This window comes from Candidatus Microthrix subdominans, from assembly GCA_016719385.1.
Taxonomy (GTDB): Bacteria; Actinomycetota; Acidimicrobiia; order Acidimicrobiales; family Microtrichaceae; genus Microthrix; species Microthrix subdominans.
The window spans coordinates 41,647-62,850 of the sequence record JADJZA010000008.1; the positions used below are offsets into that span (position 1 = coordinate 41,647).

General features: G+C 67.9%; 19 protein-coding genes, 2 other RNA genes and 1 pseudogene. 14 read left to right on the top strand and 8 right to left on the bottom strand.

What is annotated here, in order from left to right; genetic code table 11:
• The first annotated feature begins 1 nt into the window (after position 1).
• From IPN02_14565 to IPN02_14580, 4 genes are all read left to right on the top strand, one after another.
• Positions 2–1,933 (top strand): PBP1A family penicillin-binding protein, encoded by a 1,932-nt coding sequence (locus tag IPN02_14565; GenBank protein ID MBK9298025.1) that lies wholly within the window; start codon positions 2–4, stop codon positions 1,931–1,933.
• 56 nt (positions 1,934–1,989) lie between these two features.
• Positions 1,990–2,694 carry a hypothetical protein gene (locus tag IPN02_14570; protein ID MBK9298026.1) on the top strand — a complete coding sequence of 235 codons (705 nt, stop codon included), beginning with the start codon at positions 1,990–1,992 and terminating at the stop codon, positions 2,692–2,694.
• A 16-nt stretch (positions 2,695–2,710) separates the two neighbouring features.
• Positions 2,711–3,211, top strand: coding sequence for a hypothetical protein (locus tag IPN02_14575; protein ID MBK9298027.1), 501 nt, complete (start codon positions 2,711–2,713; stop codon positions 3,209–3,211).
• A 313-nt stretch (positions 3,212–3,524) separates the two neighbouring features.
• Positions 3,525–4,382 (top strand): hypothetical protein, encoded by an 858-nt coding sequence (locus IPN02_14580; GenBank protein ID MBK9298028.1) that lies wholly within the window; start codon positions 3,525–3,527, stop codon positions 4,380–4,382.
• A gap of 6 nt (positions 4,383–4,388) precedes the next feature.
• Here IPN02_14580 and IPN02_14585 read toward each other — a convergent pair whose 3' ends face one another.
• The 4 genes from IPN02_14585 to IPN02_14600 are packed head-to-tail and all read right to left on the bottom strand — an operon-like array spanning position 4,389 to position 9,564.
• Positions 4,389–5,828, bottom strand: coding sequence for a hypothetical protein (locus tag IPN02_14585; GenBank protein ID MBK9298029.1), 1,440 nt, complete (start codon positions 5,826–5,828; stop codon positions 4,389–4,391).
• Positions 5,825–6,295, bottom strand: coding sequence for a hypothetical protein (locus IPN02_14590; protein MBK9298030.1), 471 nt, complete (start codon positions 6,293–6,295; stop codon positions 5,825–5,827). Before IPN02_14590 ends, IPN02_14585 begins: the two co-directional genes overlap by 4 nt.
• Positions 6,292–7,830 (bottom strand): FAD-binding oxidoreductase, encoded by a 1,539-nt coding sequence (locus IPN02_14595; protein ID MBK9298031.1) that lies wholly within the window; start codon positions 7,828–7,830, stop codon positions 6,292–6,294. The genes IPN02_14590 and IPN02_14595 overlap by 4 nt, the downstream gene beginning before the upstream one ends.
• Before the next feature lie 39 nt (positions 7,831–7,869).
• A complete protein-coding gene (locus tag IPN02_14600; GenBank protein MBK9298032.1) occupies positions 7,870–9,564 on the bottom strand; it encodes a glycerol-3-phosphate dehydrogenase/oxidase in 1,695 nt (564 codons plus the stop codon).
• A 326-nt stretch (positions 9,565–9,890) separates the two neighbouring features.
• On the opposite strand from IPN02_14600, the gene IPN02_14605 reads away from it, so the two are divergent.
• The 6 genes from IPN02_14605 (at position 9,891) to IPN02_14630 (ending at position 16,104) form a co-directional block, all read left to right on the top strand.
• Positions 9,891–10,988, top strand: coding sequence for a hypothetical protein (locus IPN02_14605; protein MBK9298033.1), 1,098 nt, complete (start codon positions 9,891–9,893; stop codon positions 10,986–10,988).
• 32 nt (positions 10,989–11,020) lie between these two features.
• Positions 11,021–11,746 (top strand): PQQ-binding-like beta-propeller repeat protein, encoded by a 726-nt coding sequence (locus tag IPN02_14610; protein MBK9298034.1) that lies wholly within the window; start codon positions 11,021–11,023, stop codon positions 11,744–11,746.
• Positions 11,747–11,770: 24 nt separating this feature from the next.
• A complete protein-coding gene (gene udp, locus IPN02_14615) occupies positions 11,771–12,532 on the top strand; it encodes a uridine phosphorylase (protein ID MBK9298035.1) in 762 nt (253 codons plus the stop codon).
• A gap of 164 nt (positions 12,533–12,696) precedes the next feature.
• On the top strand, positions 12,697–13,683 hold the full coding sequence (locus tag IPN02_14620) for an OmpA family protein (GenBank protein ID MBK9298036.1): 987 nt from the start codon (positions 12,697–12,699) through the stop codon (positions 13,681–13,683).
• 229 nt (positions 13,684–13,912) lie between these two features.
• Positions 13,913–14,947, top strand: coding sequence for a hypothetical protein (locus tag IPN02_14625; protein ID MBK9298037.1), 1,035 nt, complete (start codon positions 13,913–13,915; stop codon positions 14,945–14,947).
• 134 nt (positions 14,948–15,081) lie between these two features.
• Positions 15,082–16,104 carry a ParA family protein gene (locus tag IPN02_14630; protein MBK9298038.1) on the top strand — a complete coding sequence of 341 codons (1,023 nt, stop codon included), beginning with the start codon at positions 15,082–15,084 and terminating at the stop codon, positions 16,102–16,104.
• Positions 16,105–16,254: 150 nt separating this feature from the next.
• Here the strand turns inward: IPN02_14630 and rnpB (IPN02_14635) are convergent.
• Positions 16,255–16,642, bottom strand: an RNA gene (gene rnpB / locus IPN02_14635) — RNase P RNA component class A.
• Positions 16,643–16,764: 122 nt separating this feature from the next.
• Here rnpB (IPN02_14635) and IPN02_14640 point away from each other — a divergent pair.
• The 3 genes and pseudogenes from IPN02_14640 (at position 16,765) to IPN02_14650 (ending at position 18,527) form a co-directional block, all read left to right on the top strand.
• Positions 16,765–17,775 (top strand): annotated as a pseudogene (locus IPN02_14640) (zinc-binding dehydrogenase).
• Positions 17,776–17,976: 201 nt separating this feature from the next.
• The gene (locus IPN02_14645) at positions 17,977–18,201 is read left to right on the top strand and encodes a toxin HicA (GenBank protein MBK9298039.1); all 225 of its coding nucleotides are present in this window, start codon (positions 17,977–17,979) and stop codon (positions 18,199–18,201) included.
• Positions 18,198–18,527 carry a type II toxin-antitoxin system HicB family antitoxin gene (locus IPN02_14650; GenBank protein ID MBK9298040.1) on the top strand — a complete coding sequence of 110 codons (330 nt, stop codon included), beginning with the start codon at positions 18,198–18,200 and terminating at the stop codon, positions 18,525–18,527. The genes IPN02_14645 and IPN02_14650 overlap by 4 nt, the downstream gene beginning before the upstream one ends.
• Before the next feature lie 122 nt (positions 18,528–18,649).
• Here IPN02_14650 and IPN02_14655 read toward each other — a convergent pair whose 3' ends face one another.
• Complete coding sequence (locus tag IPN02_14655) at positions 18,650–18,976, bottom strand: hypothetical protein (protein MBK9298041.1); 327 nt, start codon at positions 18,974–18,976, stop codon at positions 18,650–18,652.
• A 243-nt stretch (positions 18,977–19,219) separates the two neighbouring features.
• Here IPN02_14655 and IPN02_14660 point away from each other — a divergent pair, with 243 nt between their 5' ends.
• Entirely contained in the window at positions 19,220–19,663 is a 444-nt protein-coding gene (locus tag IPN02_14660; protein MBK9298042.1) for a hypothetical protein, read from the top strand.
• Between the two features lie 302 nt (positions 19,664–19,965).
• Here the strand turns inward: IPN02_14660 and rnpB (IPN02_14665) are convergent.
• Both rnpB (IPN02_14665) and IPN02_14670 read right to left on the bottom strand, forming a co-directional pair.
• Positions 19,966–20,353, bottom strand: an RNA gene (gene rnpB / locus IPN02_14665) — RNase P RNA component class A.
• A 63-nt stretch (positions 20,354–20,416) separates the two neighbouring features.
• A complete protein-coding gene (locus IPN02_14670; GenBank protein ID MBK9298043.1) occupies positions 20,417–21,196 on the bottom strand; it encodes an SDR family oxidoreductase in 780 nt (259 codons plus the stop codon).
• Between the last annotated feature and the right edge of the window lie 8 nt (positions 21,197–21,204).

The window sequence follows — 21,204 nt, forward strand, 5'->3', positions numbered from 1 at the left end:
TGTGTGGCGCACCTTTCTTTCCAAATCGGGCACGATCCTCCGTATCCTGGTGACCATGGCGGTCGGCGTGGCGGGCACCGTGGTTGCTACCCGCATGCTCGCCCAGCAGGTCGGCTCGACCGCCCATCTGGCCAGCGTTCCCGAACAGCCCGACATCATCCTGGAGCAGCTGAACTCCCGCTCGGTCGTCTACGACGCCGACGGTAACGAGCTGGCCATCCTGCGTCGGGCCGAGGACCGCGAGCTGGTGCCGCTGTCCAAGATGCCCAAACAGCTTCAGGAAGCGGTCGTTGGCATCGAGGATCGCAACTTCTACCAGCACAACGGTGTCAACATTCGCGGCACCCTGCGAGCGCTGGTGGCCAACACCCAGTCGGGCGACATTTCCCAGGGTGGCTCCACGATCACCCAGCAGTTGGTGAAGCAGTCGTTGCTCGGCACCCAGCAGACGGTGGAGCGCAAGGTGAAGGAGGCGGCGCTGGCCATTCGTCTCGAGAAGCAGATGCCCAAGGACCAGATCCTCGAGCGCTATCTCAACATCGTCTACCTGGGCAACCGGGCGTACGGCGTGCAGGCCGCCTCCCAGACGTACTTCAACAAGGAGGTCGATCAGCTGCAGTGGCCCGAGATCGCCCTGCTGGTCTCGATCATCCCCAACCCGACGAGGTACGACCCGATCAAGAACCCCGACACGTCCAAGTCCCGCCGGGCGTTGGTGGCCAAGCGGCTCCGTCAGCTGGACGTGATCACCCCCGATATCGAGGAAACGATCAACGCCGCACCGTTGCCCACCACTCTCACCCCGGTGCCGGTCGGGGTGACCGAGAATCAGACGATCGGCACCAACTATTTCGTCGAAGAGGTGAAGCGCACGCTGATCGCCGACCCGCAGATCGGTGAGGACCTGCTGTACAAGGGTGGGCTGAAGGTCTACACCACCTTCGATCCCAAGGCGCAGGGCGACGCTGAGGAGGCGGTGCGGGCGAAGACGCCCGACACCGGTGGCCGGTTCGTGTCGGCGTTGGCGGCCGTCGAACCCGGCAGTGGCCGGGTGAAGGCGCTCGTCGGCGGTCCGCTCGGTGGGGAGAACCAGTTCAATGCCGCCACCCAGGAACCGGGGCGTCAGCCGGGGTCGTCGTTCAAGCCGTTCGTGCTGGCGACCGCCTTCAGCCAGGGGCAGGTGCCCAACGACATCATCGACGGCACGGGACCCTGCTCGTTCCCCAACCCGGGCGGGGTTCCCAACCCCTACACGGTGAGCAACTACGACGGCTCGTCGGGTGCAACCACCAGCCTGCAGGAACAGACGGTGAAGTCGAGCAACTGCGCGTTCGTGCGGTTGGGGCGGAGGGTGGGTCTGGGCAAGGTGGTCGATTTTGTCGGCAAGCTCGGGATCACCGGCATCGACACCAACATCTCGATGCCGCTGGGCACCGAGGAAGTCACCCCGATGAAGATGGCGGCCGCCTACGCGGCGTTCGCAGCCGACGGCCAATACAGCGCCCCGTACCTGGTCGAGAAGGTGGAGAACGCTCAGGGGCAGGTGATCCTTCAGCATCAGCCGTCGCCGTCGACCGCCATGGCGCCGGAGGTGGCCCGGTTCGTCACCCAGGTGCTCGAGGCCAACGTCGAGCGGGGCACCGGCACCAAGGCTCGCCTCTGGGGACAGCCGGTGGCCGGCAAAACCGGTACCACCCAGGACTACGCCGACGCCTGGTTCGTCGGCTATTCGCCCTACATGGCCACTGCGGTGTGGATGGGCAACCCCAAGACCAGCCAGGACAAGATGCGCAGCGTCGGCGGCATTCGAGTGACCGGCGGTACCTATCCAACCGAGATCTGGCAGGCGTTCATGACCAAGCTGCACGCCGATCTGCCCGAGGTGAGCTTCCCGCCGGCCCCCGCCGCCCGCTTCGGTGGGAGCCTGGGGTGACCCATACCCGTTGCGCCGCAATTGTCACGGCGGCCGTCATCGGGTTGGATTAGGGCGTGCACGATCTTCTCGCCCTGCAGGCGCTCGACACCGAGGCGGATCAGCTCCGTCACCGGATGGCCAACCTCCCCGAACGGATCGAGGTGGACGCAGCGAAGCGGGCGGAGGACGAAGCGGCCGAGTCCCTGGCCACGCTGGACGAGCAGCGCCACGAGCTGGGGCGCCAACAGAAGCGCTTCGACGATGAGATCTCGTCGATCACCTCCCACGTCGAGGAGGTGGAGGCCACCCTGTACGGCGGCACCGTGCGGGCGCCCAAGGAACTGACCGACCTGCAGAGCGAGCTGAACTCGTTGAAGCGACACCGGCGCGATGTCGAGGACCAGCAGCTCGACGTGATGGAGCAGCTCGAACCGGTCGACGCCGAACGGGCCAAGCTGCTCGACGTCGCGTCGAAGGCCGCCGAACAGCGCGAGGCGGCCACCGCCCGCCTCGACGCCGCCTCCGAGGTGATCAACTCCGACCTCGACTCCCTCGCAGCTCGTCGTGCCGAGCTGGCCGAGCCGCTCGACGACGCCCTGCTCACCTCGTACGACCAGCTGCGCACACGCTTCGGCGGGGTGGCGATTGCCCAGCTGTCCGGCGGGCGCTGCTCGGGCTGCCACCTCAGCCTGCCCGCCGTCGACCTGGACACGATCAAGCGTGCCCCCGCCGATCAGCAGGTCAGCTGCCCGGAGTGCGGACGGCTCCTGGCCCGCTGAGCGGCCCGGCACCACCATGGTCTTGTTCTACGCCGGGGTCGCCTGGGTGGCGGTGTGGACGATCTTCCGCAGCCCGGCGCTCGACTACCGCCTGGTGATGTTGGGCGCGGTTCTGCCCGTCGTCGAGCTGCCCTTGGGCACCGGCCCGCTGCACACGCTGCTGGCGCCGGTGGTGGCGCTCATCGTCGTCATGGCGGTCACCCAGCGCAAGCGCCTGGTGCGGCGCCGCTGGTTGGGCCTCCCGATCGGCATGTTCGTGCACCTGGTGCTCGACGGGTCGATCGCCCGCCCCGAGCTGTTCTGGTGGCCACTCGGCGGCGCCGGCGCGTTTGGCCAGTCGCTGCCCGAGCTGAGCGCCGGCATCTGGCTGCTGGTCGGCGAGCTGATCGGCCTGGGCGCCCTGCTCTGGGCGGTCGGCCGCTTCGGGCTGGACGACGCCGACCGTCGCCGGCGCTTTCTGCACACCGGCCAGCTCGACCGGACGATCGCCGGCGAGGAGCCCGACGCCGGCTGCTAAACGACGCCACGCTTCCTCACCCCGTGTGTAGGTTCGGTCGATGAGGTTCGTCTCGAAACGGTGCGGGTCGAGAGCGGGGGTACCCCTGCTGATCGGGGCGTGCGCACTGCTGGCTGGCTGCGGCGGCGGTGAGGGTGCCTCGACCCCGACCGAGGGGACTACTCCGTTTTCCGAAGGTGCTCCATCTGCGGTCGGCTTGGCGGGAGGGAACGGATGGGTGGCCAGCGCCGGGGAGGACCCGGCTCTGTGGCACACGGTTGATGGCCGTGAGTTCAGTCGAACGACGGGTCTGGGGGGCTTGGTGGTGAGGACCATGCTTGGCTTCAACGACGACATCGTCCTGTCCGGGGTGCTCTGCGACACGATGGTCGACGCGCGCTGTCCGAACGGAGGAACGAGCGTGCTCCGCTCGTTCAATGCCGAGGGGAACGAGAGCTGGACCGTCGAGCTGGGAGCAACGGAATCCGACTCCATCGGTGGTGCACGGCTCGCTGGGGTGGTCGGAAACCAGATGGTGGTGGAGACCGACGACTCGGTTGATTGGATTGGCCCGGACGGCACAATCGAGCGCACGCTGCCTAGCCCCAGCGCTCCGGTCTGCGTCCTGAACGACGGACCGGTGGCACTGAGAACGTCGGGCGCCGGTCAGGCTCCGGTTGCTGGCACCCCCGTGACGGCGGTCGCCAATGGCAAGCCGAGCGAGGTGGAATTCCAGCTGTTGCAACCCCAGGGTGATCAATGGGTGGACCTTCCCGGCGGCTCGACGAAGGTCTCGGGATCAGCCCCTTTTGGGGGCTGTAGCAACGGCTCCGCCGAGATTGAAGGGGATGTGGTCACACACCAGCCGACGCTCCGTTGGGATGATTCCGGCCAACGCTGGAACCAACTCAAGGTTGGATCAACAGCCTCGGATGCTTCGAAGGAGGTCGAGGCATCCGCAATCGGAAGCGGAAACCGCTATGCGCTCGACATCGGGACGGGGGACGTGCTGAGGCGATCCGCAAACAGTTTGGACATGACCACGACGGCAGTTCGGTTCGACGAGGTACGCGACCAACCCCCGCTCGAGGTTTTTCTTGTGGTGGCCGACGGCGACGGTGGGCTGTTCGCGTGTGTGACAGCGTCTCGGACATCCTGCCAATTGGTGGACGCTGGAGAAGGCGGCGCCTGAAGCTTTCTAGAACTCGATGGCGGACAGGTCGGGGTGCCAGTGGCCGGCCCGGCGGACCGCCTCGGCCCAGCGCTCGCCGTTGAATTCGCCGGTGGGTTCAACCACGTCGGCGGGCTTCCACAGCTCGGCCAGCGCGGGCACCGAATCGAACCATCCCAGCGCAACGCCGGCGGCCAGGCCGCCGCCGCGGGCGGTGGCCTCGAGCACGGGCGACACCTCGACCGGCCGGGCAATCGCGTTGGCCAGCGCCTGCACGAACGTGGCGTTGAGTGACATGCCACCGTCGATGCGCAATGCGTCGATGTCGGCCCCAGAGTCGGCCTCGGCCGCGGCGAGCAGCTCGGCGCCCCGTTGGGCGACCCCTTCGAGCACCGCCCGCGTGACGTGGGCCTTGGTCGTGCCCCGGGTCAGCCCAAACAGGCCGCTGCGGGCGCCGTAGTCCCAGTGAGGCGTGCCCAGCCCAAGGGGGGCCGGCACAAACACGACGCCGTCGGCGTCGTCCACCGAGGCGGCCAGCGCGTCGGAGTCGGCTGCGTCGCCGAACAGCTCAAGGTCGTCGCGCAGCCACTCGACGTTGGTGCCCGCCGACAACATGATCGCTTCGAGCGCCCAGGTGCGGGTGCCGCCTACCGACCAGCCGGCGATCGGGAAGCACCCGGCGGCGGTGCGGGGCTCGGTCGGGCGGTCGCCCGGGGTGCAAACGTCGAGCATCGCCCCGGTGCCGAAGGTGGCCTTGGCCGCGTCGGGCACGACGGCGCCCTGGCCGATCATCGACGCCTGCTGGTCGCCCAGCACGGCGAGCAGCGGGGGAGCGCCGGCCAGGCGATCGAGGCTGCCGAGGTGGCCGAGCGAGTCGCCGATGGTCGGCAGCGACGCCAGCGGGATGTTCAGCTTGTCGATCACCGCCGAGTTCCAGGCGTCGGCTGCGGTGGTGGTCAGGCCGGTCATCGAGGCGTTGGAGGCGTCGGTGACAAACGTGGCGCCGCCGGACAGGATCCAGGCCAGGAACGTGTCGATCGTGCCGCACAGCAGCCCGCGGGAGCGGTCGAGGTCAAACTCGTTGAGCAGGTTGGCCATCTTGGTCGCGCTGTGGTTCGGCGCCAGCCGCAGCCCCTCGGCGGCCAGCACCAGGCAGTCGCCCACCGTGCGCAGGTCCTGCCAGCCCTGGCCGGGCGCCACCGGGCGGCCCGTCGACGGATCCCAGACCACGGTGGAGGCCCGCTGGTTGGTGATCGCCACGCCGTCGGGGGCGCCGTCGGCCTCGATCGACTCGGTGGCAAGACGCAGCGCCGAGCGTCCGAGTTCCTCGGCGTCAAACTCGACCAGTCCCGGGACCGGCGTGATCGGCAGCGCCGGGACCCGCCGTTCGCCGCTCAGTGAACCGTCGGGGGCGGCCCGCGCCACCCGGATCGAGCTGGTCCCCACGTCGATGATCAACACGCTCACGTTGGCTCCCCTTGTTCCTCTGCCTGCCCGGCTCGGTGCTGGCGGTTGGCGATCGCAGCCCCGATCATGCCGCACGTCGCCATTAGCAGCGACAGATAGACGATGCCGATCAGGGCCAGGCCGTCGACCCCACCGGAAACGGTGGCGACCAACAGGCCGATCGCCTGCACCACCAGGTACCCGGCGGCGGCCGCAGCGGCCCCGTTGGGCACGGCCCGTCCGGGTGCGCGGCCGCCGGCAACCCAGCCGCCGACGCCGGCCGACATCAGGATCAGCAGCGAGAACAGCGCGCCGATCCCCGACGACGGGTTGTCTCGGCCGGACTGGGCCAACGAGTTGACGATCGCCAGCGGGCCGCACAGCAGGGCGGTGACGGCACCGCCGCGCACGATGGCGTCCATGCGCAGGGCAGCAAACGCCCCGGGGGCGGGTTCGGCAGGCTCGATGGGTTCGTACTGCTCGCTCATGCGGCACCGCCTGCCCTGTCGACCTCGGCTGGCACCGGCCCCAGGCCGAGCCCTCCCGGGTTCAACAGGTTCTCGGGGTCGAGCGCGTCCTTGACGGCCCGCAGCACGTCGAAGCCGCCGCCGAGCGCGTCGGCCATGAACGACGCCCGGCCGATGCCGATGCCGTGGTGGTGCGACAGCGACCCGCCGCCGTCGAGCACGGCACGGGTGGCCGCCGCCCACGCCTGCTGGTGGTAGGCGGTGCGCTGCTCGGGCTCCACCCCGCCGGCGAAGGTGAAGTACAAACAGCCCCCGTCAAGGTAGCTGTGGGACTGGTGCGTCGAGGCGGCGAGCGTGCCGGGCACGGCGGCCAGCGCTGCCACGACGTCGCGGGCCAGAGGTGCCATCACGCTCCACGGCCCGCTGATCTCCATCGTGTCGACGACGAAGCCCTTGCCCACCAGGTCCTCCAGCTCGGCGACGTTGTTGCGCCGCTGCATCCACTTCTCGACCAGCGCCACGTCGGCGGTGGTGCCCTGTGCGGTGGCCTCGTCGTCGAGCACGCCCAGGGTGGCCTCGATGATGGCGGGGTCGCCCTCGTCCAGCGCCAGCAGCAGTGCCACGTCGCCGGTGCCAAAGCCGCGGTCGGCCTCCACCGCGTCGTACAGGCGCAGCACGGCGGGGGTGGCACCCCGCTGCACCGTGCGTCGCATCACGTCGAGGCCGGCGTCCAGGGTGTCGAAGGTATAGGCGGCCCGCCCTTCGGTGGCGGGCAGCGGGCGGGCCCGCAGGTGGACGCCCACGATGACGCCCAGGGTTCCCTCCGAGCCGACGAACAGCTGGGTGAGGTCGGGTCCCTGGGCGGCGCGGGGCGCACCGCCGGTGGTGATCAGCGTGCCGTCGGCCAACACGACGTCGAGGCCCACCACCAGGTCCTCGATCTTGCCGTACCGGGTTGAAAATTGGCCGGCGCCGCGGCAGGCCACCCAGCCGCCGACGGTCGACAGGGCCATCGACTGGGGCCAGTGCCCCACGGTCAGCTGGTGCTCGGCCCGCAGCTCGGCCTCAAACACGTCGCCAAACGTGCCCGGCAGCACCGACACGATGCCGGAGGTGGCATCGACGGCGCCGATGCCGGCCAGGCCGCACATGTCCAGGGCCACCCCGCCCAGCAGGGGAACCGATGCGCCCAGCACGCCGGAGCGGCCGCCGGTGACGGTGACCGGCACGCCGTCGGCGGCGCAGGCGTTGACGACCGCCACCACGCCATCGACGTCGGTGGGCCGGGCCACCGCACCGGCGAGGGCCGGCACCTCGCCCTCGGTGGCCCACACCAGGCCGATCGGCCACCAGTCGCGGGAGTGCTCGGCCAGGGTGGCGGGAGAGACGTCCACCTCCACGCCGGTGGCGGCCAGCCGCTCGACGAACCCCTCGGGCAGCGGGCGCTCCAGGCCGAAGCGGGAGCGGGCCTGGGCCGGGTCTCCGGCCAGGGCGATGCCGGGCGTCGGCGCACCGGCGCCGAGGGGGAGGGGAGCGGCTGGTGGAGAAACATCCATGGTGAAGCGGGTCCTTTCGAGAGGGGGGAGAGGGGGGCGCTAGGCGCGGGTGCCGGCGGGAACGCCCGGCGGCAGGGCCTGGTCGGTCTCGGCGGCCAGCTCGGCGTCGACGACCGCTTCGAACGCCGCCACCTGGCGGGCGATCTCGGCCTCGTCCCAGCCGAGCAGCGGGGCGACGTCGGCGGCGACCGCAGGTGCGGCCCGGCGGGTGGCGTTGCGGTCCAGCAGCAGGGCGCGGGTGCGGCGGCTGAGCACGTCGACCAGCGTGGTGGCCATCTCCGCCCGGGCGGCGTGGCGGGCCTCGGCCCGCAGATAGGGCAGGCCCTCCACCATGGGTTCGGCCAGCTCGGGGTGCTCGGCGATGTCGGCCATCAGTGCGGTGGCCTCGCCGCCGTAGCGCCGGGCCAGGTGGTCGCCGGTCGCCCGGTCCAACCCGGCGGCCACGGCGGCGTCGGCGATCCTGTCCCAGCCGTCGGCGCCACGCAGGGCCAGCCGGGCGGTCGGCGAACGCTTGGCCACGTCGGGCCGGTCGGCGCCCAGCAGCGACGTCACCACCTCGTCGACGGCGTCTGCGGCCATCTGGCGGTAGGTGGTCAGCTTGCCGCCGGTCACCGTCACCATCCCGCTGGGCGAGGTCAGCACGCTGTGCTGACGGGACAGGTCGGCGGTGCGGCCGGACCCGCCGTTCGTCACCAGCGGTCGCAGCCCGGCCCAGGTGCCGGTGACGTCGGCGTGGGTCAGGCCGGCGCCGGTCCAGGCGTTGAGTGCGCCCAGCAGGTAGGCGACGTCCTCCGGGGTGCACTGCGGGTCGTCGATCGGCCCGTCGTAGTTGGTGTCGGTGGTGCCGATGTAGGTGTGGTCGCCCCACGGCACGACGAACACCGACCGTCGGTCGCCCTTCACCGGCAGGATCACGCCGATGTCGTTGCGCACCCGGTCCCAGGGCACGGTCAGGTGGATGCCCTTGGCCGGGGTGATCGAGCGGGGGTGGGCCGCTTCGTCGAGCGCCCGCACGTCGTCGGCAAACACGCCGCCTGCGTTGATGACGGTGTCCGCGTCGATCGTGAAGCGCTCGCCGTCGGCCTCCACTTCCACGCCGTCGATGATGCGGCCGGCCGTTTTGCGCAGCCCCAGTGCCCTCACCCGGTTGGCGGCCACGGCGCCGTAGTCGAGTGCTGCGGTGCGGATCACGGTCAGCACCAGCCGGGCGTCGTCGGCCGCAGCGTCGTAGTAGATGTAGGCGCCGCCGATCTTGTCGGCGGGCAGCGTGGGCATGTGGGCGATCGCTTCGGCGGTGTCGATCCGCTGATGAAACTTGCCGATGCGCCAGCCGCCGGTGGCGTCGTAGGCCCACATTGCGGCGCCCAGCGTGCGGGACAGCTTCTTGGGGATCAGCCCGTCCTTGGCGAACAGCGGCAACAGAAACGGTTGGATGTCCACCAGGTGGGGGGCGTTGGCCAGCAGCCGTCGACGCTCGTGCAGCGCCTGGTACACGAGGGCCACGTCGCCCTGCTGGAGGTAGCGCAACCCGCCGTGCACCAGCTTGGAACTCTTCGACGATGTGCCCGATGCGAAGTCGCCGCCGTCGATCAGCGCGGTGCGCAGGCCGCGAGCTGCGGCGTCGAGGGCGACCCCCGCACCGGTGATGCCGCCCCCGATCACCACCAGGTCGAAGTGTCGGGTCCGCAGCGCCTGCAACGCCTCGGATCGCTTGAAGGATGCCTCTTGGCTCATCGCTGACCTGCCACGTCGTCAAACACGTTCCCCGCCCGCAGCAGCGCGTTGGGCAGGCCCGTCGGGGGATGGTGCCAGGGTACGGCGCCCGCCAAGGCGGGTGCGCCATTACAGCCCGGGGCTGCGAACCGAGAGGGCGGAGGGTCCGCGAACCCCGCCAACCCCACCGCTATCGTCGGCGAAGCAGCGGGGCAGGCGGCATGGACACACGCGACTCCATTCAGTTTTCCGACGAACCCCACGGCTCTCGGCGTCCCAGCGACGCTGCGAGACGGGGTCGTCCCGCGCAAGGGCGGGCCTGGTCGCCCGTCGTTGTCGGCGCGCCTGTGCGCCCGGGCCGCTGGGTCGATCTCACCGAGGAGGACTTCGACGATCCGCTGAGCGGCGTCTATCCCCAGGTGGACGGTTCGTGGGTCGAGACGGGCCAGCGGCCCTACGACCACTCAGTCGACGGCTACATCAACGAGGGCTACCCCGACGACGGTTTCGTCGACGATGGCGTGGTGGATCACCGCGTCGTCGACCGACAGGTCGCCGACGGTGCCTATGTCGATGACGGATACGCACACGAGCAGCACGTGGATGGCGACTACGCCTGGAACGGCTACGAGTGGATCCTCCAGGTCCCCGAGGTGGTGTCGGCTGATCAGTTCGAACACGCCGGGTACGAGCCGGACGCCTACGCCCCGTCCGGCCGAGCGGCGGGCGATCCGCCGGCCCCTTGGTGGGAGGTGCCCATCTGGAAGCCACCCCGCGTGTTCTTCGTCATCGGTGCGTTGGCCATCACCCTGATCGCTTGGCCACTGTCGAAGGGCTCCGAGGTGGACCGTGCCGGTGCCGCCACCGGGGAGGGGCCTGTGGGCTCGGTCCCGGTTGCCGATGGCGGCGATTCCACCGGCGCTGGTTCCTTTGGTCGCCAGTGGTCGGCCAAGGTGCCCGGGGTCCTGACCTTTCTGGGTAACCCGAGCCGTAGCTTCAACGGGTCCGGGCCGCTTCCGGCCAACCCACGGGTGGCCGCCCGTCACGATCCGGCCGGTTCCGGCGCCGGCCCCAGCTCGCAGACGCTCATCGCCGAACGCGAGGGTCGCACCTGGGCGATCACCGCCGGCCTCGACGGCAAGGTCGGCTTCAGCGACGCCGACACCGGCGAGCAGCTGCTCAGCCCGCTGGAAACCTCGCGGCCGATCCGGGCCACCCCCACCCTCGACCCCGACGGCTACCCCTGTTGTACGTCGGCGGCGACGACGGCGAGCTGCGGGTGGTGGCCCTCGACCGGGGCGGAACCCCCGATGTGGTGTGGAGCCTTCGCGCCTCGTCGGTCAGCCCCTCGCAGTGGGGCACCGACTGGAGCGGCTCGCCGCTCCTCATCGGCGACCGGCTGGTCGTCGGAGGGGGCAACTCCAACCTGCACGTCATCAAGTTGAACCGTTCGATGGGCAAAGGCGGCCGGGTGCGGGTGAGCCCCGAACTCGAGGCCAACATCCCCACCTGGGACGACGAGCTGTCCGCAGTGCTCGGCGACCGCCAGACCGGGGTGGACGCCTCGATCGCCATGGACGGGTCCATCGCCTGGGTGGTCAACGGCGGCGGGCTGCTCACCGGCTGGGACCTGTCGCCGCTCGATCGCGGCGGCCGGCCCACCCGGGTGCTGCGCTTCTGGGCGGGCGACACCGTCAAAACCTCGCTCACCTTGGACGAGACCGGGGCGATTTACCTGGCCACCGCCGGACACCGGGGCACTGGCCGCACCAAGGAGCTGGGCCGGGTGATGAAGCTCGACCCGACGCGCCCCGACGATCCGCTGGTGTGGTCGAAGACCGATCCGGGCCTCAGCGAAGACGGGGTGGTCGGTGCGCCGGTCATCACCGCCGGCCTGGTCGTCGTCGCCGGCGAGCAGGGCGAGCTGGTCGGCTTCGACCGGGCCACGGGCCAGGTGCTGTGGGTGCGAAAGATCCAGGCACCCGCCCGTGCGACGCCGGTGATGGTCGACGATGCGATGGTGCTCGGCAGCTGCGACGGGCTGGTCCGTGCGTGGGACCTCAGCAGCGATGGCCCCGAGGAGCGCTGGTCGGTCAACGTCGGCGGCTGCGTCGAGGCGCCGGTCACCGCCTGGAAGGGGCGGCTGTTCGTTCCCCAGCGCGACGGCGGCCTGGCGGTCGTCGGCGACGCGGCTGCCGGATAGGGCAGCGGGGTTACCTTGCCCACGATGGTCGACGTCTTTCACCTCGGGTTGTCTCGGCCCCAGCTGATGGGCGCCACGGTGGCAATCCTGCCCGGCGATCCCGGACGGGTCGAGCGCATCGCCTCGATGATGGAGCGCCCCCGGGCGCTGGCCAGCCAGCGGGAGTTCGTCTCGTGGCTCGGCCACCTCGACGGCCGCCCGGTCGTCGTGTGTTCGACGGGCATCGGCGGCCCGTCCACCTCGATCGCAGTCGAGGAGCTGGCCCAGCTGGGCATCCGCACCTTCCTCCGGGCGGGCACCACCGGTGCCATCCAGGACGATCTCAACATCGGCGACCTGGTCGTCAGCACGGCGTCGGTTCGCCTCGACGGTGCCAGCGAGCACTTCGCCCCGATTGCGTTCCCGGCGGTGGCCGACTTCGCCTGCACCACCGCGCTCGTCGAGTCCGCCCGGGCCCTGGGCGTCGAGCCCCACGTGGGGGTGACCGTCTCGTCGGACACCTTCTACCCGGGCCAGGAGCGCTACGACACCTTCTCCGGACGGGTGGTTGGGCGTTTCGAGGGCAGCCTGGAGGCATGGCGGTCGATGGGGGCGCTCAACTACGAGATGGAGTCGGCCACCCTGTTCACCATGTGTGCCACCCAGGGTCTGCGGGCCGGGTGCGTCGCCGGCGTCATCGCCAACCGCCTCACGTCCGAGACGCCGGACGAGCACGCCGCCGAGCAGGTCGAGCTCACTACCAGGCGGGTGGTCATCGAGGCGGCCCGCCGCCTGCTCGACGGCTGAGCTCACCGCCAGAGCGGCCACCGTGGGTATCGATGCCCGCCACCCACAGCGAGTTGTCGGCACCCGCATGACGGTCCGGCTCCTTGCGCCGTACGATTTCGCCCAGAAGTCGGATTGGCGAGCCGCACAGCGGCGCCGCCGTCGGACGTGGGGGAGAGGCACGCATGGAGCCAGAAGCTGGGGTGTCCGGCAGTGACGGCGCTGGCGGTGGCGGCCCGAGCCGATGGACGGTCCTGGGCATCGGCGTCGCGGCGCTCGTCGTGCTGATCGGGGTGACGATCGTGACTGTGGGCAACGACAACTCCGGTGACGGGGGCGAGGTGGTCACCCGTGCCGAGGCGGCTCTCGACAAGGCGGGCATCGCGGATGCCAAGGTGCAGGCGGGCAAGAACGGCACCATCACCGTGTCCGGCGTCGACGCGGACGACTCCGGGCGTATTCCCGACGTGCTGGCCGGCGTCGACGGCGTCGACGACATCGAGGTGAAGGCGGTGACCGGGGAGTCGGCGTCCAACACGCCCGACTCCAAGCCCGCCGACGACTCCAAGGATGCTGCGTCGTCGACCGACGAGTTCGTGTCCACGCCGAAGCCGCCCAAGAGCACACCAAAGGTGCCCCTCCCCGAAGGGGTCGAACGGATGGGCGTCTACCAGGGCGGCAAGCTCTTCCTGGTCGGCAAGGTGCCCAGCTACGCCGACGGCAACCGTCGCATCAACGCCGCCAAGGAGATCCTGGGCCCGGACAACGTCTTCAACCTGTACGAGGTCGAAAAGTCCAGCTCGCCCAGCGACGACGGCGTCATCATCGTCGCCGAGCCGTTCGTGTTTCCGGCGGAGTCGGCCGAGCTGCCCGAGTCGTTCTTCAGCCTGGCCGACCTGGGCGTGGCCATCATGAGCCGCTTCGACCAGACCCAGATGACGATCACCGGCCACACCGACAGCTCGGGCGACGCCGCCGCCAATCAGAAGCTGTCTGAGGAGCGGGCGGAGGCGTTCAAGACCTACCTGGTCGACAAGGGAGTGGACGCCTCACGGGTCACCGTCGTTGGGAAGGGCTCCTCCGATCCGGCTTTCCCCAACGACACCGCCGCCAACCGGGCCAAGAACCGCCGCATCGAGGTCTCGCTGAAGGGCCTCCTCCTCGGTGAGTAGTTCCCGTTCCGCTTAGCTCGTTTACCCCGGCACCGCGAGTCGTCCCGCTCGATACTTCGATCTTCTCGTGCCAACGCTCACTATCGAGCGTCCTCGCAATTGGATCCCTCTCCATTCGACTGCACAGCAGCTTCCATGACGAAGAACTCCGGCCAAATCAGAGTTCTGCCAGGCTTTCCCTCCTCCATGGAACAACAGGTGAATCGGCCTCGACTAACATTTGCTATTCATGGCTGCACAAGCGCGACCGATCGACGGGGCAGAGGGTTATCGGCTCTTCCTCGAACACGATGGACATGTCGAGTTGGATGAGATTAACGAGCATCTTCGGGGGCTCGGATTGCGGGAGCTCCAGCCGCGGAGCATGACCCACTTTCACAAGCTGCGACGCTACGGGTACCAGTCCTACGTCACGCAGAACCGGCTTGACCTCGCTGTCGCCGGGGAGGCGGCTTGGTCAGACGACATGCGCGCCCAGTACCCAGAAGTCCGCCGGTCTTTCGCAGGCCAATTGCTGTTCGACACCCGTTGGCACCCGATCACTGTCGAGTCGTTGGGCACGGCCGCCGCCTCAGTCACCGGCGAAGTAATGCCAGCCGCAGGCACATCTGTCGTGCTCCACCTCGATTCCACCGGTATCGAACGTACTGCCCTGGTGAGCCGGCATGATCCGACGGCTGGTAGAGCGGACTTGGTGTTTGATACCCATTCCAGCCTGCCCACTGCCGGGGATGACGCACCCTATGAGCTTGTGCTCACAATGCCCCTGGTGGGCGATAGCGAAAATCTTGTCGCCGTGTCGGACCTCCTTGTCCGTATCGAGCGGCTGGTTACGCGACTGAACCTAGGAAGCGAGGAGATCCCTCGCGTGGCGTCATTGCGGAAGTCGAGCCCGCTGGCAATTACGTTGATCGGCGACCCGTCGCTGCCGGTTGTCGGAACGTTCAACGTCACGTCGGTAGCTGTGCGCCTCGGCTGGTATCAGGGCACCAAAGCGAAGTACGAAGCTGCAGGAATTCAGATAGACAACGAGCAGAAGCAACGAAAGGTTCAGCAGGAAGCCGACGCGGAGCTCGTGAAAGAACTAGTGGCTGAGGAAGGGGAGGCTGATACGCCCCGGCTTGATGAACTTCAGGTTAAAGGCTTTGAAAAGGGGGAGCCAGACTCGATGACCCGTAGGGGCTTCATCGACGCATGCCGTGCAGTGATTGCCCTTCCTGCTCAACTGGCCGCGAACTCTTCTAGGCGGCAGCCGAAGGGGTGACTGCCCGATCTGAACTGACAACTGGGACCCTGGTCCCCTCACCGGTCGGGTAGGTTGCTTGATGCGTCCCGTGAGGACTATGCTATGGTCCTCATAGGACGTATCAAGCGTCGTGATAGACCCAAGAGGTACCTATGCAGACAATCGGATTCTGGAATAACAAGGGTGGGACGGGAAAGACCAGTCTCGCGTTTCAGACCTCCTGCGCCTACGCCGAGTCACACCCGGATGAGCGCATTTTGGTCATCGACATGTGTCCCCAAGCAAACCTGTCCGAGTTGCTCCTAGGCGGACTCGTCAACAACGGTTCCGACCACCTTTTTCAAAGGCAAGGGCAGACCCCACGATCGACGATCGGTGGGTACTTTGAAACTCGTCTGCCATCGCCATATACCCCGCCGGTGTTCAATTCACAGGACTTCGTGACCACGCCTGCAACGTTGAATAGTCAGATCCCGGAGAACCTCGATCTGATTTGCGGAGATCCGTTGCTCGAGCTTCAGGCGAACGCGATGTCGACTCTGGCAAACAACCAGATTCCTGGAACGGACACCTGGCTTGCGATCGTTGATTGGCTGCGCGATCTCATCGCACCTCTGGCCGACACATACACAATCGCCATCGTTGACGCGAACCCGAGCTTCTCCATCTATACGCAGGTAGCACTCTCGGTCGCCGACTCATTGGTCCTACCTGTTATGGCCGACGACTCCTCGCGTCGCGCAGTCCAAAATGCGTTCTCTCTGATCCATGGACTTATGCTGCCATCACCGATCTATGCGAACCACAACTTCGCCAGTCGGCTTCAAGGGGCTGGCCGACAGCTTCCGAGCACGAAGCTCGTCGTTCGAAATCGGATTACCCAATACATGGGAGACGCGTCCGGGTACGCCGCCGTTCTCCGGTCGATCGAAGACGATGTCGGGTCCCTCATGAAAACCCATCCAGGAATCTTCGAATTCACGGATATTACCGACGGAATGCTTAGCGTTCGAGACTTCGGCACGACCGGCGTCGTCGCCGCCGCGCGCGGGTGTCCGATCGGCCAACTCACCCCCGGCAAGAAGGATATTCGTGGTCGCCGTGTGACGATTAATAAGAAGCAGCTCGGGCACGCTGTCGATGCGATTGCCAACCTCGCTTCACGGATTAACTGACACGACCGGTACGGAGAAATGGTGAGGAGCGCCTCATGGGGCGACGGGCGAGGGACGCCATTCGGCCCCTGGACCCCTCGGCTGTTGTCCCGCTTTCCTCGCTGCCGGACATTGCCCTTGGCGCTGGAATAGCGCCGTTCCGGTTGGGTGCTGGTGAGTCGGTCTGTAGGCGGAGTTCTGTCTGGGAGGTCGTCGCCGACGTCTCCCTGGGTGATCATCCATCTAAGCGGCCGACCCGTAGGTGCCGAAACCGAAGTTTCGGGGGACGGGCAGCCCCAACACCTACTGCTTGGCCTTGCACCGGATGGGGGTTGCCAGCTGCGACGGTCGCCCGCCGCACTGGTGCGCTCTTACCGCACCGTTTCACCCTTGCCTGTGCCCGGCGAGCCGGGCCATCGGCGGTCTGTTCTCTGCTGCCCTGTCCGCGAGGTCGCCCCCGCCTGAGTCGCCTCAGCATCCTGCCCTGTGGAGCCCCGACCTTCCTCGACCGGGTCCCGGCCCGAAGGCCATGCCCGGCCGCGGTCACCCGACCGACTCACCAGCGGGTTCAGTGTGGTGCCGGCTGGCCCGGCGCACAAGCCGAGGGCCATATCCGCCTGGCGGCGACCGACGCGTGTGGCCTCCGTCTGGCAGGCTCCTCGGGTGAGCGATCCCCGAACGATGACCGCAGCGGTGACGACGTGTCACGGCGGACCGGAGTGCATCGAGGTGGTTCACGACTGGCCGATCCCCAACGTGGGTGCCGGTCAGGTGCTGGTGCGAGTGGCGGCAGCGGCCGTCAACAACACCGACATCTGGTCTCGGGAGGGCGCCTACGGCACCGCAGCCGACCCGCGGGCGGTTGTCGGATGGAAGGGCGTGCTACTGGCGTTCCCACGGATCCAGGGAATCGACATCGCCGGCGAGGTGGTGCGGGTGGGCGGCGGTGTCGACGACGGATGGATCGGCCGCCGGGTGATCGTCGATCCAGCGTTTCGCTACGAGGGAGAGTAGCCGGCCGACATCGCAGGCAGCTAGGTGGACGGCGGGTTCAGCCAGTTCCACGTCTGCGCCGAGCGGCAGCTTCACGATGTGGGCGGCTCGCCCCTGTCGGCGGTGCAGCTGGCATGCCTTCCCACCGCCTACGGCACGGCGCTGGGCATGATCAACCGGGCCGAGTGTGTCGCTGGCGAGCGGGTGCTTGTGACCGGATCGTCCGGGGGAGTGGGCATGGCGGCGGTGCAGCTGCTGGTCGACCGTGGCTGCGAGGTGGTCGCCCACACGAGCGCCTCCAAACGCGAGTTCGTGTCGGGACTCGGTGTGGCGGAGGTGTCGGTTCGGGGGCAGGACATCTCGGAGATCGCGCCCGTCGATGCCGTGGTAGACGTGGTGGGTGGCGACGAGTTTGGGGCGATGATCGACCGGTTGCGCGACGGCGGACGTCTGGTGAGCGCCGGAGCGATCGCCGGTCCGGTCGTGCCCTTCGACATCCGCCGCCTCTACCTGAACCACCGTCGGATCATCGGTTCGACGATGCACACGCGGGACGGCTTCGCCGAGCTGGCCACAATCGCCGTCGCCGGAGGCGTCGAGCCGGTCGTGGCCGAGACCTACCCGTTGGCCGAAATCGCCGAGGCTCAGCGGCGCTTCGCAGCGAAGGACATTGTCGGCAAGCTGGTCCTCGAGCCCTGACCCGGCGCTGCGGCGCTGCGTACACGCAGTTCACCCGGCGACGACGGCGTCATCATCGCCTTCGAGCCGTTCGTGTTCCCGGCGGAGTCGGCGGAACTCCCGGATCCTCAACTGCTTGGGTGGACTTGCCTCCCCGTTGCTGGATGGTACTGATAGTGATACCATCCGAGAGTGGTCAAGATCGACAAAACGGTGGCCGCTATGCGTAACGCACCGCAGAACATCTCGTACTACGACCTCCACTCGGCGTGCGTCCACTTCTTCGGGGAAGCACGCCAGAGCGGGACATCCCACGCCGTATTCAAGACGCCTTGGTCGGGCGACCCGCGACTGAACATCCAGAAATCCAAGGGCGGCAAGGCGAAGCCGTACCAAGTCCGCCAAGCACTCAAGGCCATCGACAAGCTGCAGGAGGTGCAGAAATGACCGACAACAAGCACTATGCCTATCGAGTCCTGTGGTCTGCTGAGGACGACGAGTTCGTTGCCACCGTTGCTGAGTTCCCGTCACTATCGTGGCTTCATGCGGACCAAGCCGCAGCGCTACGGGGTCTGGTCGATCTCGTCGCCGACATCGTCGCCGACCTGGCGGCGAACGGTGACCCGATCCCGGAGCCGATCGCCGAGCGGCGATTCTCAGGCAAGTTCAACGTTCGCGTTCCCGAGTCCCTTCACCGTGAGCTGGCTCTCTCCGCCGCACAAGAGGGCGTCAGCCTGAACCGACTCGTCAGCGACCGGCTCGCTCGCAACTGACCCAGTCCCTTCCCCGCGAGGGACTGAGAGTGGGTGCCCACGGAGCCGGGACCGCGACGTTCGCGACCGTTGCGGACCGGCGTTTGCCCTAGATGGCGGGTCAGTAGTCGAGACGCTCCGCATCAAACTGGCAGGATGCGGGCGCAGACGGTCTTGGGAATGAGCCGTCCGGGCTCGAACCCGCCGAAGTCACCGTCGTGCTCGTGCAGGTCTCGGCGTTCCGCCCGGCACCCGAACTGGTGGTGGTCATCGCCGTGAAGGTCCCAGCCTTGAACGTCTACGAACAGGTCGAGCCGGTAGAGCGACCATTCCACCTGGTCCCCGGCGAGGCACTCGCCCACGCCAGCGAAGAAGTCGAGCGCAGCCAGCGGCCCGACACCGTGCAGGAACTCGGCCTGACGCCGCACTCGTATCGACGGCAGGTGATCTGAGGCCGTGATGCCAACCATCCCCGCCGGGCGGGTGAGCCGAAACCGGTACTGCCGAACGCCCGGTGCCCAACGAAGAACTCGGACTCTGCCATTGATAGCGGCACCGGTTCCTCCGCAGCGGCTCGTCGTCCCTCCGACACAACCCAACTCCGAGTCGGTGACCGCGCACCTGCTGACGCGCTTCGGTCACCGCGACGACACTCTGACGCAGCCATGAGGGGCCTGCGGGCGTGCAGCCTCGCGGTTAGATACTCTTGAACCATGTCCGATGCAGACCGTATCGCCAGAAAAATGAAGGCAGGCCTTGACTCAGCAGCGGGGCAAGATCGAGCCTCCCGTGAGTCTGAAGTACGGCGCAATCGTGCAGCGCTGCTCGACAGGGGTGAAGCGTTGATATCCGCAATCTTGGGGCGCATGGACAAACTGGGGCACCCCGGGGTTGAGCCAGTGGAGGTGCTGGTCCATCGCAAGCTCCTTGGCACGAAGTATAAAATTAAAGGTGGTTGGCGGCTCGGATACTATCCGGGGAAAAGCTATGGTGATTCGAAGAGCTTTCCTTTCTTCCTCATTTCTGACGGGCGGATCAAAATGGCCAACACCTTCCCGCTTCAGGAGTGGGCCGATGTATCTAAAGCTGGTGTCAGCGAGTCCGATCTCGACCGCATAGTTCACGGTCTGGAAGAATTTGACAGTCGACTGTCCTGATATTTGAGGAAATCGCAATCAGTTGCATGATTGACTCGATCGTGCTGAACGGCTGTCGAGGTCGTCGACGTCAGGAGCGCCCGAAGTTGGGGGTGGGTCACCGGCAGCGCCAGCCGTGTGCGGGCGCAGCGCGTGGACGTCTGCGTGTTGTGAAAGCCAGTAATGCAGCGGGGCTAACAGATCGCCAGGATCGACGCGTTGCTCTGCTGATGGAAGGCGGGCGCCCGCCGGGTGCCAGCCACGAGGCCAGGTGCTGGCGGGGCTGTCAGTGCTGTTGGATTGGCGCCGTCCCGGCTTGGGTGCTGGTGAGTCGGTCTGTAGGCGGAGTTCTGTCCGGGAGGTCGTCGCCGACGTCTCCCTGGGTGATCATCCATCTGAGCGGCCGACCCGTAGGTGCCGAAACCGAAGTTTCGGGGGACGGGCAGCCCCAACACCTACTGCTTGGCCTTGCACCGGATGGGGGTTGCCAGCTGCGACGGTCGCCCGCTGCACTGGTGCGCTCTTACCGCACCGTTTCACCCTTGCCTGTGCCCGGCGAACCGGGCCATCGGCGGTCTGTTCTCTGCTGCCCTGTCCGCGAGGTCGCCCCCGCCTGAGTCGCCTCAGCATCCTGCCCTGTGGAGCCCCGACCTTCCTCGACCGGGTCCCGGCCCGAAGGCCATGCCCGGCCGCGGTCACCCGACCGACTCACCAGCGGGTTCGTGTGGTGCCGCGTGGGCCAGCGCACAAGCCGGGGCGCCATCGAGTATCCGTCTACACGCCGTAGCCGCCGTCGACCGCTAGGTGCTGGCCGGAGATGTAGCCCGCTCGGGTGGAGGCCAGGAAGCATACCGCTTCAGCGATATCGGCTGCATCACCGAAGCGCTTCAGGGGGATGTTGGCGGTAGCCGCTGCGAAGTCGACCTCGGCCAGGTCGCCCGAGGCGGTCAGATCCTGGGCCATGCCGGCGGTGGTCATGCCCGGACCCACGCAGTTGACCCGAATGCCGAACCGGCCCTCCTCGGCGGCCAACCCCCAACACAGTTGCTCGACCGCGCCCTTCCCGGCGGCGGACAAACCATCGCGGACGGGAAAGCGTCGGGTAGCGGCGGTGGTGATCGCCACGATCGAGCCCTTGCTGCGGCGCAGGTGGGGGAGTGCGGGCTGGGCCACGTTGAAGAACCCAGCGATCTCGTCGGTCATCTGCGGTGTGAGGTCGCCTGGGTTGATCCGGCTGAGGTGGCGCTGGGGAATGAGCGGTCCGGCGGCGTGCACCAGGGTGTGCAGGCCATCGGCCGAGACCTCCTCGACAAGTGCTGCAGCGCCCTCGGCATCATCAGCCACTAGCTGGTGGGCCGAGCCCCGGCGGCCGGTCGCCTCGATGGCGGCGACCACCTCGGCGGCCCGATCGGCGTTGTTGCGGTAGGTGATGGCCACGTCGGCGCCGCGCCGGGCCAACATGACGGCCACGGCCGAGCCCAGCCCGCCGGAGCCGCCGGTGACCAGCGCAACGCCGTCCAGCCCGGCGAAGTCCTGAGGTTCGTTTTGGTCCATCGGTCCCT

What these genes read in the sequence shown, in the direction of transcription:
- IPN02_14625 (MBK9298037.1), top strand. Translation starts at nt 13,913, where the DNA reads ATGGCTGCACAAGCGCGACCGATCGACGGGGCAGAGGGTTATCGGCTC.
- IPN02_14645 (MBK9298039.1), top strand. Translation starts at nt 17,977, where the DNA reads ATGCGTAACGCACCGCAGAACATCTCGTACTACGACCTCCACTCGGCG.
- IPN02_14590 (MBK9298030.1), bottom strand. Translation starts at nt 6,295, where the DNA reads ATGAGCGAGCAGTACGAACCCATCGAGCCTGCCGAACCCGCCCCCGGG.
- IPN02_14620 (MBK9298036.1), top strand. Translation starts at nt 12,697, where the DNA reads ATGGAGCCAGAAGCTGGGGTGTCCGGCAGTGACGGCGCTGGCGGTGGC.
- IPN02_14580 (MBK9298028.1), top strand. Translation starts at nt 3,525, where the DNA reads ATGCTTGGCTTCAACGACGACATCGTCCTGTCCGGGGTGCTCTGCGAC.
- IPN02_14655 (MBK9298041.1), bottom strand. Translation starts at nt 18,976, where the DNA reads ATGGTTGGCATCACGGCCTCAGATCACCTGCCGTCGATACGAGTGCGG.
- IPN02_14630 (MBK9298038.1), top strand. Translation starts at nt 15,082, where the DNA reads ATGCAGACAATCGGATTCTGGAATAACAAGGGTGGGACGGGAAAGACC.
- IPN02_14670 (MBK9298043.1), bottom strand. Translation starts at nt 21,196, where the DNA reads ATGGACCAAAACGAACCTCAGGACTTCGCCGGGCTGGACGGCGTTGCG.
- IPN02_14600 (MBK9298032.1), bottom strand. Translation starts at nt 9,564, where the DNA reads ATGAGCCAAGAGGCATCCTTCAAGCGATCCGAGGCGTTGCAGGCGCTG.
- udp (MBK9298035.1), top strand. Translation starts at nt 11,771, where the DNA reads ATGGTCGACGTCTTTCACCTCGGGTTGTCTCGGCCCCAGCTGATGGGC.
- IPN02_14650 (MBK9298040.1), top strand. Translation starts at nt 18,198, where the DNA reads ATGACCGACAACAAGCACTATGCCTATCGAGTCCTGTGGTCTGCTGAG.
- IPN02_14595 (MBK9298031.1), bottom strand. Translation starts at nt 7,830, where the DNA reads ATGGATGTTTCTCCACCAGCCGCTCCCCTCCCCCTCGGCGCCGGTGCG.
- IPN02_14575 (MBK9298027.1), top strand. Translation starts at nt 2,711, where the DNA reads ATGGTCTTGTTCTACGCCGGGGTCGCCTGGGTGGCGGTGTGGACGATC.
- IPN02_14660 (MBK9298042.1), top strand. Translation starts at nt 19,220, where the DNA reads ATGTCCGATGCAGACCGTATCGCCAGAAAAATGAAGGCAGGCCTTGAC.